The following is a 12,126-nucleotide window of genomic DNA, read 5'->3' as shown; positions in this document are numbered from 1 at the left end:
CGGCAGCGGGCGCGTCCGGGCGGGCGGGCGCCGGAGGCACACCGCGGGGTTGCCGGGCCCTCTTCCTCGCCTACCACGAAGGGCCGGGGCCATTCCGATTCGACCCGCGCTCACCGGGCATTCGCACGAACATGGCGCAAACGGACCGCAAAATCGAGGATTCCGAGCGCGACGAGACCCTGAGTGAACAGGCGGACCGTCGCTGGAACGAATTGCTGCAAGAGGTACGGGTCGTCCAGACAGGTGCCCAGATCCTGTTCGGCTTCCTGCTCAGCGTGGCGTTCACGTCGCGCTTCGAGACGCTCACCGACTTCGAACGGGCCCTGTACATCTGGGCGGTCGTCTTCGGGGCGGCGGCCACCGGCACGCTGGTCGGCGTGGTGGTCTTCCACCTGGCGGTCGCCGGGATCGGACGCAAGCCGAGCCTGGTGGTCACCGCGCGGCGGATGGTGATGCTGGGGGTGGGGTTGCTCGCGGTGACAGTGGCGTGCGTGCTGCTCCTGCTGCTGCATGTGGTGACCGACGGGGCCGTGGCGTGGGTGAGCACCACGGCGGTCATGGTGTGGTTCGCGGTGTGCTGGGTGGTGCTGCCCTGGATCATGCGTCGGGGAGCGTTCCGGCACGAGAAGGAGGAGCAGGTTCGACGGAGTGACGGATAAGTCCGGAGCCACGCCTTCGGCAGAGTTCGTCGGCCGTGCCGCGCATGGCACCCCGGCCCTCGGGTAGCGCCGTCCACGGCAAGGTCAGCGTCACAGCGTCAACGAAGGAGACGGACACGATGCCCGAGGACATGTGGGGTTACCGGCCCGAGACCGGCTTCCAGAGCGGACTGGACCTCATCGGGTTCAAGGTGGAGGCCTTGGACGGGCACATCGGAAAGATCGACAAGCACAGCGACGACGTCGGCGCCACGTGCCTCGTCGTCGACACCGGCGTGTGGATCTTCGGCAAACACGTCCTGCTCCCGGCCGGACTGGTCTCCAGCATCGACGTCGAGGACAAGCGCGTGTACGTCGAGGCGAGCAAGTCCCAGATAGAGACCGCGCCGGAGTTCGACCGGGACAAGCACACCGGTGACACCGACTACCGGCGGCTGCTGGAAGAGCACTACGGCCGCCAGGCCGGCTGAGGCCGGACAGCGCCGACGCACCAAGACGCACCCGTAAGACCCGGCAAGAACGAGCAGGACGCGCAACGAACAGCAAGCACAACGGCAAGCACAACAGCAAGCGCAACAGGCAGGACGCACAAGGAGGCCGGCCCGCGTATGCGGGCCGGCCTCGTGCGTGACCGGGGGCTGCCGGCCTGCGCGGCGCACGGGAGGGGGGTTGGCGCGCGGCGCAAATGGGTCGGCTATCTGCCGCGCCCGGTCAACGCATCCCGGAGCCGGTCCACCATGCCGGTTCCGGGAGGCTCAGGTGGGTCGGCGGCCGGGCGTGCCGGGCCGCCGGGGTGAGGGGGCGGGTACGCGTGGCCGTCCGGGGCCCCGCGCTCCGCATTCCGCTCGAACTGCCGTACCTTGTCGCCGAGTTCCATCAGCTCGTCGCGTGCACACGCGTCACGCAGCCGGGGGAGCAGCCCGTGCTCCTCGCCCTCGACGTGCCCGCGTACGCTCGCGATCAGCTCGCGCACCAGCGGCTCGAACCGCGCGTCCGTCGGCTCGACCCCCTGGAGGCGCTTCATGAGGCGTTCGGCCTCGGCGTGTTCGGCGATCTCGCGGTCGGCGACCGGGTCGCCGTCCTCGAGGTGCCTGCGCACCGCCGGATAGAGGTATCGCTCCTCGGCGAGCGTGTGCCGTGCCAGAGTGCTGATGGCCGTGTCCACAAGGTGTCTGCGGCGCGCCGGGGCGGTGGCCCCGTGCTCGAGTTCGAGGAAGACGTCCTCGATGTCGCGGTGGTCGCGTACCAGGACGGCGATGACGTCCTCGGGGCCGGATGCGATGCCCAAGTGGATCTCCTTCCGTCGGCGTGCGGGCCCGGGTGTCGAGATGCGGGCCTTTCGTGCGGGCTACGAGCGGCGCGAGCGCCGCACCCACAGCACGACGAGTGCACCCACGACCACGGCGCCCACCACGGGAACGGGACGCCTGCGCGCCTGCGAAACCGCTTCCCCCGTCGCCGCCTTCACGGAGTCCGGGGTGTGCTCGCCGATCTGGTGGCCGGCCGCAACGGCGCGGTCGCGCGCGAGTTCGGCCTTCTCGGCGGCTATGTGCGCGGTGTGCGCGGCGGTTTCCTGCGCACGCTTGGGCACTTCGCGGATGACCGATCCGGTGCTGTGGGACGTCCCTTCGTCGGACGTGCCGGTGCCGGTGCCGGTGCTCGGGCCTGTCGTGCTTGTGCCGGTCTCGGGCGACACCCGCGGTTTCGGCGGCGTCTCGCCGTCGACGGAATTGCGCGGGCGGCCGGGCCGGCCCGCGTCGGGCGGCATCGAAGCCATGCTGACTTCCTCCTCGCGTAGGACTGCCGGAAACCTCCCGCTGCCCGGTTGTGTCCGGGGCATGCGTCCGGACGCCGAACAATGCGGGGCGTTCCGATCGCGGGTGTCGACTGTGCGGGGCCGGTCCGGGTAGTCGGCGAGTACGCGCCCACGGCCGGGTGGAGCGGGTGGATCGGGGTCGCATGGCACGAGTGCGTGGGACCCCGATCCGTACCGGTCCGCGCCGTCCGTGCGCGTTCCGGCGTTCCGGCGTTCCCGCCGTCCTGGAAGGGGAGTTGCGATGACGAAGGGTCCACTGGACCGGGCTTCGGCCGCCATGGTGGTGGCCGCGGTTCTGCGCGGCGTTCTCGCCCGTCGGAAGCGGTCGAGGCAGCAGTCGACCGTTCCGCAGGTGACGGGTGCGCAGACAACGGGCGTGCAGGCAACGGGCGCGCAGGCGGAGGGTCAGCGCCCGTCGCGCCAGGCGCCACGCGCCGCGGCATCCGCCGCGTAGTCGGCGAAACTCCGCGGTTCCCGGCCCGTCACCGTGCGGACGGTGTCGGTGGCATCCCCGCCGCCGCTCTCCCGCAGCGCCGTGAACGCGACGATGTCCCGCTCGGTCTGCTCCGCCGGGAAACCGATCTCCCGTTGGACGGCTCGGTAGGCGTCGGGTTCGCCGCGGAACACGACCTTGCGGCCGGCCGCCCGGCCGATGGCGTCGGCGGCTTCGGCGAAGGTCAGCGTCTCGGGACCGGTCACCTCGTACGTCGTCGCCTCGTGCCCCCGGCCCACCAGCGCTTTCGCGGCCACCGCGGCGATGTCGTCGGCGTCGACGAACGCCTGCCCGAGGTCGCCGACCGGTACGGCGAGCTCCCCGGCCATGACCGCGGCGCGGAAGAAGCCCTCGTCGAAGTTCTGGTCGAACCAGTCGGCCCGGACGATCGTCCAGTCGACGCCCGAGTCGCGTACGAGCTGCTCCGCGGCCAGAAGCCGGGTGTCGTCCATGGGCTCGATGCCCCGGCTGGACAGCAGCACGATGCGGCGGATCCCCGACGCCACGGCCGTGTCCACGAACTCCGGCTCCACCGGCAGCTCATGAGGTGCCATCAGGTACATCGACGTGGCATCGCCGACGGCGTCCGCCCAGGTGTCGGGATCGGTCCAGTCGAAGCGCACGCCGCCGTTCGTGTGCCCCTGACGTGAGGCGGCACGGACCGTGCGGCCTTCGAGGCGGAGCTGTGCCGTGACGCGGCGTCCTGTCGAACCGGTGGCCCCCAGTACCAGGATCGATTCATCGGTCATGCACAGCAGACAAACACAGATCCGGCGATTCCTCACGGATCCCGCGCCGCCTGACGCGCCGTCGGGGGAGGCGTGTCACGGGGTCGGCGTAGCCGAGGGCAGGTAGCGGGCGAGGAACATGTCCACGCCGCCGGTGATCAGGCGCTCCGTCAGGTCCGCGTCGGGGGCGGAGCCGGCCGCGCCGTAGGCGATGTGCGGCAGCAGGACCAGTCCGGAGAGTTGGATCGCGGCGAGCGGGACGTCGTCGATGACGAGGCGCCCCCGGTCGACGAGTTCCTGGAGGGCCGCGCGTACCAGGGTGTGGAAGCGGTCCGGGCCCAACTCCTGCCAGGTGCGGCCGAGGTCGGGGAGGCGCCGGGTGGATCCCACCACCACGTTGTGCAGCGCCAGCACTTCGGGGGTGGCGTGGCCGGCGACCCAGGCGCGGCAGATGGCCGTCAGGTCGGCGCGTACGTCGTCCGAGGCGCCGAGCCGGGCCTCGACCAGGGCCGTGGAGTCGGCGAGTGCGCGGTCCAGGATGTCGCCGACGATCGCCGTGAACAACTCTTCCTTGCTGCCGAAGTGGTTGTAGACCGTCACCTTCGACACGCCCGCCTCCGCGGCGATCGCGTCCATGCCCGCATCGTAGCCGTCGCGCAGAAACGCTCCGGACGCGGCGCGCACGATGGCCGCCCGCTTGCGCCGGGCGCGGTCCCCCGCGGGCACCCGCCGGGTCGCGGTGCGGTGTCCGGGTGCGGTCACTTGGGCCTCTTTCCCTCACGTCCGTCGCGATTCCGGGCTTCGGAGCGGTCTTCGGCCCGTACGGGAGCCAGTCTACGAGATCTGAACTGTACTGTTGAGTTCATCTGAACTTGGAAGTACAGTTTGGCACCCGCGCACCGCCTCCGGTCCGCGGGGACCGGCATGCGCCGAGGGAGACGGAGACCGCGATGGGGCACACACGTCCGGAGATACCGGTCGCACAGAAAGGCGCGCCGGGAGGCGCGGCGGGCAGCGCAACGGAGAACGCGACGGAAGGCGCGCGAGAACGCGCCCCGGCAAGCGCGGCGACAGGCGAGCCGACGGATGCGGCGGCGGGTACGGCGACCGGCGTTGGCGCCGCCTTCGTCCTCCTCGCCGCGGTCCAAGCCGTGCTCAACACCTCTGTCACCCTCACCTCGGCTGTCGCCCCGGACATCGCCCGCGACCTGTCGCTCGGGTCCTCCGCGCTCGTCTGGACGACAGCGGCGTACACGCTCGTGTTCAGCGGGCTGCTCCTGCTGGGCGGCCGCTTGGCCGACCGGCACGGCCGGCGCCCGGTGTTCGTCGCCGGGGTCGCGCTCTTCGCGGTTGCGTCCGTCGCGGGCGCCTTGGCTCCGACCGGTGCGTTGCTCATCGCCGCCCGCCTAGTGCAGGGCGTCGGCGCGGCCCTCGCGGCGCCGGCGTCGATGGCGCTGGTCGGCGACCTGTTTCCGCAAGGCCGGTCCCGCGCCCGGGCGTTGGCCGCGTGGGGCGGAATATCCGGTGTGGGCGCGGCACTTGGCATGCCGCTCGGCGGGGTGACCGCGACCTGGGCCTCGTGGCGCTGGGCGTTCGTGGTCATGGGCGTCGTCGCGGCGGCGGTCGCGCTGCTCGCGCCGCGGCGGGTGCCGGCCGGCCCGGCACCGCGGACCGCACGCGTGGACGTGCTCGGCGCGGCCCTGGCGACCGGCGGAATCGCCCTGCTCAGCTACGGATTCGTGGCGGTCGGCGGGCACGGCTGGACGTCCGCCTGGTTCCTGGTCCCGGCCGTGGGCGGTGTCGCGCTGCTGGCGGCTTTCGGATTCGCCGAGAACACGGTGCCGGAGCCGCTCATGCCGCCGTCGTTCCTCGCGTCGCGTCGGCGCGTGGTGGCCCTGGTGACCGGGATGTTCGCGCCGATCGCCGGTTCGACGACGGCGTTCCTGATGTCGCTGTACTTCCAGCAGGTGCTGGGCTGGTCGTCGCTGCGCTCGGCGATGGGCTTCGTGCCGTACGCGCTGGCCCTTGTCGCCGTCAGTGCCGCCAGTGTCCCGCTCGTCGGCCGTCTCGGCGCCCGCCGTTCCGCAACGCTCGGCATGCTCCTGATGGCGTCGGCGTTCCTGCTGTTCGCCCGCATCACCCCCGAATCCGCGTACGTCGGCGCGCCGCTCGCGGGCATGGTGGTCCTGCCGCTCGGCATCGGCCTCACCGCGGCCGGCGCGGTGACCGCCGCCACCGGTGACGTGCCGGAGCGTCAGGCGGCTTTGGCGGGAGGGGCGTTCAACACCTTCATGCTGTTCGGGCCGACGGTCGGCATGGCGCTGTTCGCCTCGCTGGCCGACGCGCGCAGCGGTTCCGCGAAGGGCATGACACCTGCCGAGGCGGCCACCGACGGGTACACCTTCGCGTTCCACGTCGCGGCGGCGGCGTTTGCCGCTCTGGCCGTGCTCACGATGTGGGGACTGCGCGGGCGCCGCGGCGGCGGCGCCCGCGCATGACGCCCACGGGCCGTCGGTCCGAACCGGGGCGCGGCGCCGGGCCGAACGCGGCGGCCGGCCACCGTGCGCCGCGGACGGAGGGCGCACGGGGGCCGGCCCCGCCTCGGACCGGTCCCGTCAGCGCATGTACTCCCCGGCGTTGACGAGCAGGGTCTGCCCGGTGATGCCGCGTGCCCGGTCCGACGCCAGGAACACCACGGCCTCGGCGGTGTCCCCGTCGCTCGCGAGGTACGGCAGCGCCATCTTCTGCTCCAGGTCGGCGAGCACCGCCTCCCGGGAGACCTGCTGCGCGGCGGCCATATAGCCCAAGTACGCCTCGACCGGCGGCCCGAGCATCCACCCCGGCGACACGGTGTTCACTCGCACGCGGTCCGGGCCGTACTCCTGGGCCAGGTAGTGCGCGGCGGTGCGCAGCCCGGCCTTCGAGGCGGCGTACGCGAGTTGCGGGTGGTCGGAGACGACCTTCATCTCCACCTGCGAGCCGACGAAGACCACCGAGCCGCCCTGCCGGCGCAGGGCCGGCATCGCGGCCTTGGTCATCGCGAGGCTGCCGACGAGGTTCGTCTCCAGCACCGCGCGCAGGTCGTCCCAGGAGGTCTGCTCGAGACCGCCGGCCACGGTGTCCAGCGCCGCGACGTTGAGGAGCGCGTCGATGCGGCCGAACCGCTTGACGGCCAACTCGGCGAGCGCCTCGGCCTGCGCGTGGTCGGTGATGTCGGTCTTCTGCCACACCACGCGGGCGCCGGACGGGTCGACCTCGTCGGCGACGGCGGCCAGGTTCTCGGTGCGGCGGGCGCCGAGCACGAGGTTGGCGCCCTCGCGGGCGGCGGCCAAGGCGATCTCCCGGCCGAGTCCGGGGCCGGTTCCGGACACGATGACGGTCTTGTCGGCGAGGAGCACCGGCGGCCTCTTCTCCGGGCAGACGTGCCCTGGTACATATATGGAATGTGGAATTCGAGGACGTGCGTGCCGTGCAGGTAAGCACAGCCTGCGCTAACCATCAAGAGCCCGAGGGGATATGACGGGACGTCAGTCGCCGCCGACGGAACGCGTGCTGGCGGTCCTGAGCCTGCTCGGCGAGGAACCGCGCCGGCGGCTGACGCTCACCGAGGTCAGCATGCGGCTCGGGCTGAGCAAGCCGACCTGCCTGGGCATCCTCGCGGCGCTCACCGAGGCGGGGTTCGCGACGCGCGACGACGTGAAGGCGTACGGCCTGGGCCCCGCGCTGCTGCGGCTCGGCTGGGCGGCCGAGACGGGCCTCGCCTCGCTGGACATCGTCCGGCCGCACATCCGCCGCCTGCACGAGCAACTCGGCCTGCCCTGCGTGTTGGCGGGCCTGCACGACGACTCGCTGGTGGTGCTCGACCGGGTGGGCCGCATCCCCGTCGGCGACCACCGCGACATCGTCGGCGAGCGCTTTCCCTGCACACCGCCGCTGGGTCTGACCAACACGGCGTGGCGGGACGACGACGCGGTGCGCGCCTGGCTCGCGCGTACGCCGCTCGTGCCGTTCGCGGTGTCGCAGGAGCGCACCTGGGCGCTGGTCCGGGCCGCCCGCGAGCGCGGCTACCTCGTCGAACGCCGCACCGGGGACGACGCCGCGACACCGACCATCGTGCTGGCCAACCTGGAGGTGTCCGGCCTTCCGCGGTCCGTCCTCGACGTGCTGCGCCGCCACATGCCGCCGGTCGAGTGGGCCGAGTACACGACCGAACTCCCCGAGGACGACGACGAGATGGTCCCGTTGGCGGCGCTGAGTGCGCCGATCCGCGACCGTCTTGGGAGGCAGCGGTACACGCTCACGCTGCTGGCCGACCGGGCCCAGGCACCGGCGGGTGTGTGCCGGTCCTGGGCCTCGGCGTTGACGGCGGCGACGGAGGCCGCGACCACCGCGCTGGGCGGCTGAACCTCCGGTACGCCACGGATCAACCGGCGGCTCGGCGGCGGTTCGACCACGAGTCCGCCCAGAGGTTCGACAGGGGGTTCAAGCGGGGGTTCAACCGGGGGTCAACAGCGGTCCCAGGGACCCGAGATGGCGAAGGTCCGGCCGATCACCGACTGCATGTTGACGAACAGCGTGTCGCCGTCCGGGGAGAACGTCGCCCCGGCGAACTCCGCGTCCGCGTCGCCGGCGGGCGTCACCATGCGCGAGATGTCGAAGATCTCGCCCTTCTGGGTCAGCCCCCGCAGGTAATTGTCGCCGTCGCCGTCCTCGCACAGGATCAGCGTCCCGTTCGGCGACACCGCGATGTTGTCCGGCAGGTCGAGGACCTGCGAGTGCGGGGACTCGTAGACCAGCCGCAGCCGGCGGCGCAGGATGTCGTACGCCCACACCTGCCCGCGCCCCTCGCCGAACCGCGGGAAGGGCACCGGGGGCAACTCGTCGCCCGGCGCGGCCGCTCCGCCCTGCGTCGAACAGAAGTAGACGGTGCCGTGCCGGTACGTCGACCCCTCCAGCCGTGAGAACAGCGCCGCGCCACGGGCAATCCCCTGGTTGGCGACCGCACTTGAGGCGGTGAACCAGCTCGTCCCCGGGGCGTGCGCCGGGTCCGGATCGGTGATGTCGACCCAATCGACCTCGTACGTCGCCCCGCGCGGCTGGCCCAGTTGCAGCGGCGCGTTCGGTCGGCCGCGCACCGCGAGCATCTGCAGCCTCCCGCCGTCCAGCAGCCTGCCCGCGCGCAACGGGTGCACCGGCGGCACGTAGCGGTAGAAGCCGCACGGCGCCACGAAGTTGTCCTCGGTCAGGAACACCGCTCCGGACACCGGGTCGAACGCGACCGACTCGTGCTGGAAGCGCCCCGCGTTGCGGATCGGTTCGCGCCGCGCCCGGCCGTACAGGGGGACTTCGAAGATGTAGCCGTGCTTGCGGGTCAGCTTGGAGTTGTCCTGGCCCGGGAACGCCGGCACCACGTCGGGGCCGTCGACGGCCTCTTCGCAGGTCACCCACGAGCCCCACGGCATGGGCCCGCCCGAGCAGTTCATCATCGTGCCGTTGATGCTGACACGCTGGTCGACCAGGTTGCCGCGCCGGTCGAGCGTCAGCGTGGTCGTGCCGCCGCCGCACGACGGGTCGTACGCGTCGGACGGATTGCCGAAAGCCGGTGCCACACCCGGGACTTCGTGGTTGCGAATGAGGACGGTGCCGCCGCGCTGACCGCGGAAGGCGGCCATGCCGTCGTGGCGCGAGGGCGTCGGCACGCCGTCGCTCATCGGCTCGCCCGCGACGCCGAGGCTGCGGTACGCGAACCCCTTCGGCAGGTGCAGCCGCACCTGGCCGTCGGTGCGGTCCGGGGTGGGCGCCAGCGCACCGAAGCCGGGTCCGGGCCGCGGCCCGCCGCGACCCGTCCGGGCGGTGTCGGCGTGGGCGGCCACGAGGCCTTGGAACGGCCCGGCGGTGGCGGTCAGGGCGGCACCCGTGACAACCGCGCCCCGGGCGAGGAATGAGCGTCTTTCCATGAGCTGCCTCCGTACGACGGACGGACAGGCGGGCCCGGGGACGGCGGGCGCCGAAATGGCACGGCTCATATCAGCAGCACAAACCTACTATGCGGAAGGTTAGTTACCGTTTTGATATCTATGAAGCCTCTGGCGGGCCGAGTGCTCCGAGTGCCAGAAGCGGTGCGAGTGCGGGCTCGGCGGGCCCGCGGGCCAGGACCTCGGCGTCCTCGGTGTGGCTCGGCGCCGCGAGTCGCACCGCGACGCTGCCGCACGAGCAGCGGGTGTAGACGACTTCGCCCTCCGAAGTGCGGTGCCGCGAGATCACGTGCTCCCACGGTCCTTCGGTCCGCCCGCAGACGTCGCAGCTCGCCATGATGGCCGTCCCTTCGAGGATCGGTAATACTTCTCGTACGGGTTGCTCCTTACCGATCAGACTAAGTAAGGGTTCAATGGACGTCAACGGTTACCGCAGCGACGGTGTCGGCGCCGCTGTCGCGCTGGTGAATTTCTGGACGGTCGACAACGCGTCCCCGGACGCTCCGCCGGTCACCGTCGAGGCGCTGCGCGAACTGCTCGCGCCGTTCTCGTTCCTCACCCGCGACCTGCGCGCCCCCGAGGTGGCGCAGCTCGCCGAGTGGGGCACCGAGCTGCGCGGCATCTTCGCGGCCGACGAGCTGGAGGCGGCGGTGGGCCTGGCCAACGGCATGCTGGAGCGGGTGGCCATGCGGCCGCGGCTCGTCGACCACGGCTACGGCCTCCACGTGCACTACGCGCCCTCCGGCGTGCCCTTCGCCGAGCGCGTCCGCATCAACACCGCCATCGGCCTGGCCAACCTCCTCGCCGAACACGGCATCGAGCGGTCGGGCGTGTGCGCGGCGGACCGCTGCGAGCGCGTGTACGCGGACACCTCGCGCAACGGCCGCCGCCGCTACTGCTCGGAGGCGTGCGCCAACCGCGCCAACGTGGCGGCCCACCGGGCACGCAAACGGGCGGCGTCGAGCGTCGCGGACTGACCCGCCGACCCGCCGACCCGCCGACCCGCGTGCCGCCCGACGCGCCCCGCCCGCCGAACCGCCGGGCGCTCAGCCCGCCGCGTCCGCCGCCGCACGGGCGAGCCGGCGCGCCGCCAACTCCGCGTACAGGCCCGCCCCGTCGCTCAGCACCACGTCGTCGAACACGGCCTCGGGGGAGTGGTTGAACGGGGCCCGCGCGGGGTCGCGGTCCGCCGGGCACGCGCCCAACGCCACGAAGGCGCCCGGGATTTCCCGGAGCATGTACGCGAAATCCTCCGACCCCGAGAACGGCTGCGCCGCCTCCGCGAAGCGCTCTTCCCCGAACGCCTCGCGCACCGTGTCCGCCGCGAACCCGGTCTCCCCGCCGTCGTTGACCGTCACCGGGAAGACGGCCTCGAACTCGACGTCCACGCCCAGCCCGTGGGCGTCCGCGACACCGCGCAGCAGCCGGTACGCGTGTTCCCGTACGGCCGCCCGCGCGGTGGCCGAGAAGCACCGGACCGTCGCGGTGAACGACGCGGTGTCCGGGATGACGTTGTCCGCCTCGCCCGCCCGCAGCCGGCACACCGACAGCACGACCGGGTCGAACACGTCGAACGTCCGGGTCACCATCGTCTGCAACGCGACCACCATCTCGCAGGCCGCCGGCACCGGGTCCTGCGCCCGGTGCGGTGCCGACCCGTGGCCGCCGGCGCCGCGCACCGTCACCCTCAGCGTGTCGCCCGACGCCATCATCGTGCCGCCCCGGCTCAGGAAGACCCCGGTCGGCAGGCCCGCCGACATCACGTGCAACCCGTAAGCGGCGACCGGGCGTTCGCCCGACGCGTCGAGCAGGCCCTCCTCCAGCATCACACGCGCACCGTGGTGCCCCTCCTCTCCCGGCTGGAACGCGAACACCACGCTCCCCGCGAGGCCGTCGCGTACCGCCGAGAGCAGGTGCGCGGCACCGGCCAGCATCGCCGTGTGCATGTCGTGCCCGCAGGCGTGCATGCGCCCCGGCACGCGGGACGCGTACGCGGCGCCGCCCCGCTCGCCGACCGGCAGGCCGTCCATGTCGCCGCGCAGCAGCACCGTCGGTCCGGGGCGGGCACCGCGCAGGACCGCGGTGACCGACGTGGCGCGCGTGCCCGTCGACACTTCCAGCGGGAGCCCTTCGAGCGCGGCCAGGACCTTGTCGCGCGTACGCGGCAGATCGAGGCCGACCTCCGGCTCGCGGTGCAGGGAGTGCCTCAGGCGGACCAGGTCTTCGTGCAGGTCGCGGGCGGCATGACGGAGGGACATCGAGGCACTCCTCGGGTGCGGGAACGGCAGGTTCCCCCGACCTTCCACCCGTCGGCGGGGCCTGGCGAGCGGACCGGGGCTGTTCGCGGAAACCGCCACGATCGTGGCCGAATCCGTCGATCGCGGGGATCTTGTTGTCCTCGCGCCGGGACCCCTTTCAGGCTGTCTCCGCGCGACCCGCACCCGGCCAGGGCTTG

General features: G+C 72.4%; 13 protein-coding genes. 5 read left to right on the top strand and 8 right to left on the bottom strand.

What is annotated here, in order from left to right:
* The first annotated feature begins 131 nt into the window (after nt 1-131).
* Nucleotides 132-659 carry a DUF6328 family protein gene (locus AB0C36_RS04250; RefSeq protein ID WP_358348959.1) on the top strand — a complete coding sequence of 176 codons (528 nt, stop codon included), beginning with the start codon at nt 132-134 and terminating at the stop codon, nt 657-659.
* 119 nt (nt 660-778) lie between these two features.
* Nucleotides 779-1,129 (top strand): PRC-barrel domain-containing protein, encoded by a 351-nt coding sequence (locus tag AB0C36_RS04245; protein WP_358348956.1) that lies wholly within the window; start codon nt 779-781, stop codon nt 1,127-1,129.
* A 224-nt stretch (nt 1,130-1,353) separates the two neighbouring features.
* On the opposite strand, the gene AB0C36_RS04240 is transcribed toward AB0C36_RS04245, so the two are convergent.
* The 4 genes from AB0C36_RS04240 to AB0C36_RS04225 all read right to left on the bottom strand — a co-directional run bounded on the left by AB0C36_RS04240 (nt 1,354) and on the right by AB0C36_RS04225 (nt 4,458).
* Nucleotides 1,354-1,947, bottom strand: coding sequence for a hemerythrin domain-containing protein (locus tag AB0C36_RS04240; protein WP_358348953.1), 594 nt, complete (start codon nt 1,945-1,947; stop codon nt 1,354-1,356).
* Between the two features lie 60 nt (nt 1,948-2,007).
* Nucleotides 2,008-2,436 carry a hypothetical protein gene (locus tag AB0C36_RS04235; protein WP_358348951.1) on the bottom strand — a complete coding sequence of 143 codons (429 nt, stop codon included), beginning with the start codon at nt 2,434-2,436 and terminating at the stop codon, nt 2,008-2,010.
* Nucleotides 2,437-2,880: 444 nt separating this feature from the next.
* A complete protein-coding gene (locus AB0C36_RS04230) occupies nt 2,881-3,717 on the bottom strand; it encodes an NAD(P)H-binding protein (protein WP_358348948.1) in 837 nt (278 codons plus the stop codon).
* A 75-nt stretch (nt 3,718-3,792) separates the two neighbouring features.
* Entirely contained in the window at nt 3,793-4,458 is a 666-nt protein-coding gene (locus AB0C36_RS04225) for a TetR/AcrR family transcriptional regulator C-terminal domain-containing protein (protein WP_358348945.1), read from the bottom strand.
* A 188-nt stretch (nt 4,459-4,646) separates the two neighbouring features.
* Between AB0C36_RS04225 and AB0C36_RS04220 the strand changes: the two genes are divergently transcribed.
* The gene (locus tag AB0C36_RS04220) at nt 4,647-6,194 is read left to right on the top strand and encodes an MFS transporter (RefSeq protein ID WP_358348942.1); all 1,548 of its coding nucleotides are present in this window, start codon (nt 4,647-4,649) and stop codon (nt 6,192-6,194) included.
* A gap of 117 nt (nt 6,195-6,311) precedes the next feature.
* Here AB0C36_RS04220 and AB0C36_RS04215 read toward each other — a convergent pair whose 3' ends face one another.
* The gene (locus tag AB0C36_RS04215) at nt 6,312-7,094 is read right to left on the bottom strand and encodes an SDR family oxidoreductase (protein ID WP_358348939.1); all 783 of its coding nucleotides are present in this window, start codon (nt 7,092-7,094) and stop codon (nt 6,312-6,314) included.
* Between the two features lie 118 nt (nt 7,095-7,212).
* Here AB0C36_RS04215 and AB0C36_RS04210 point away from each other — a divergent pair, with 118 nt between their 5' ends.
* Nucleotides 7,213-8,100, top strand: coding sequence for an IclR family transcriptional regulator (locus AB0C36_RS04210; protein ID WP_358348936.1), 888 nt, complete (start codon nt 7,213-7,215; stop codon nt 8,098-8,100).
* Nucleotides 8,101-8,201: 101 nt separating this feature from the next.
* Here AB0C36_RS04210 and AB0C36_RS04205 read toward each other — a convergent pair whose 3' ends face one another.
* Entirely contained in the window at nt 8,202-9,653 is a 1,452-nt protein-coding gene (locus tag AB0C36_RS04205; protein WP_358348933.1) for an alkaline phosphatase PhoX, read from the bottom strand.
* Between the two features lie 118 nt (nt 9,654-9,771).
* On the bottom strand, nt 9,772-10,008 hold the full coding sequence (locus AB0C36_RS04200; RefSeq protein ID WP_358348931.1) for a hypothetical protein: 237 nt from the start codon (nt 10,006-10,008) through the stop codon (nt 9,772-9,774).
* A 76-nt stretch (nt 10,009-10,084) separates the two neighbouring features.
* Here AB0C36_RS04200 and AB0C36_RS04195 point away from each other — a divergent pair, with 76 nt between their 5' ends.
* Entirely contained in the window at nt 10,085-10,648 is a 564-nt protein-coding gene (locus tag AB0C36_RS04195) for a CGNR zinc finger domain-containing protein (protein WP_358348928.1), read from the top strand.
* 69 nt (nt 10,649-10,717) lie between these two features.
* On the opposite strand, the gene AB0C36_RS04190 is transcribed toward AB0C36_RS04195, so the two are convergent.
* Nucleotides 10,718-11,929 carry a M20 metallopeptidase family protein gene (locus tag AB0C36_RS04190; protein ID WP_358348925.1) on the bottom strand — a complete coding sequence of 404 codons (1,212 nt, stop codon included), beginning with the start codon at nt 11,927-11,929 and terminating at the stop codon, nt 10,718-10,720.
* Nucleotides 11,930-12,126 lie beyond the last annotated feature (197 nt).

This window comes from Streptodolium elevatio, from assembly GCF_040649515.1.
Taxonomy (GTDB): domain Bacteria; phylum Actinomycetota; class Actinomycetes; order Streptomycetales; family Streptomycetaceae; genus Yinghuangia; species Yinghuangia elevatio.
The sequence above is the reverse complement of the archived record's forward strand: the minus strand, read 5'-3'. Positions and strand labels throughout refer to the sequence as shown.

Bases quoted from the DNA above. Each gene is read 5' to 3' on its own strand.
- AB0C36_RS04235 (WP_358348951.1), bottom strand. From the start codon at position 2,436: ATGGCTTCGATGCCGCCCGACGCGGGCCGGCCCGGCCGCCCGCGCAAT.
- AB0C36_RS04220 (WP_358348942.1), top strand. From the start codon at position 4,647: ATGGGGCACACACGTCCGGAGATACCGGTCGCACAGAAAGGCGCGCCG.
- AB0C36_RS04205 (WP_358348933.1), bottom strand. From the start codon at position 9,653: ATGGAAAGACGCTCATTCCTCGCCCGGGGCGCGGTTGTCACGGGTGCC.
- AB0C36_RS04230 (WP_358348948.1), bottom strand. From the start codon at position 3,717: ATGACCGATGAATCGATCCTGGTACTGGGGGCCACCGGTTCGACAGGA.
- AB0C36_RS04210 (WP_358348936.1), top strand. From the start codon at position 7,213: ATGACGGGACGTCAGTCGCCGCCGACGGAACGCGTGCTGGCGGTCCTG.
- AB0C36_RS04200 (WP_358348931.1), bottom strand. From the start codon at position 10,008: ATGGCGAGCTGCGACGTCTGCGGGCGGACCGAAGGACCGTGGGAGCAC.
- AB0C36_RS04195 (WP_358348928.1), top strand. From the start codon at position 10,085: ATGGACGTCAACGGTTACCGCAGCGACGGTGTCGGCGCCGCTGTCGCG.
- AB0C36_RS04245 (WP_358348956.1), top strand. From the start codon at position 779: ATGCCCGAGGACATGTGGGGTTACCGGCCCGAGACCGGCTTCCAGAGC.
- AB0C36_RS04250 (WP_358348959.1), top strand. From the start codon at position 132: ATGGCGCAAACGGACCGCAAAATCGAGGATTCCGAGCGCGACGAGACC.
- AB0C36_RS04190 (WP_358348925.1), bottom strand. From the start codon at position 11,929: ATGTCCCTCCGTCATGCCGCCCGCGACCTGCACGAAGACCTGGTCCGC.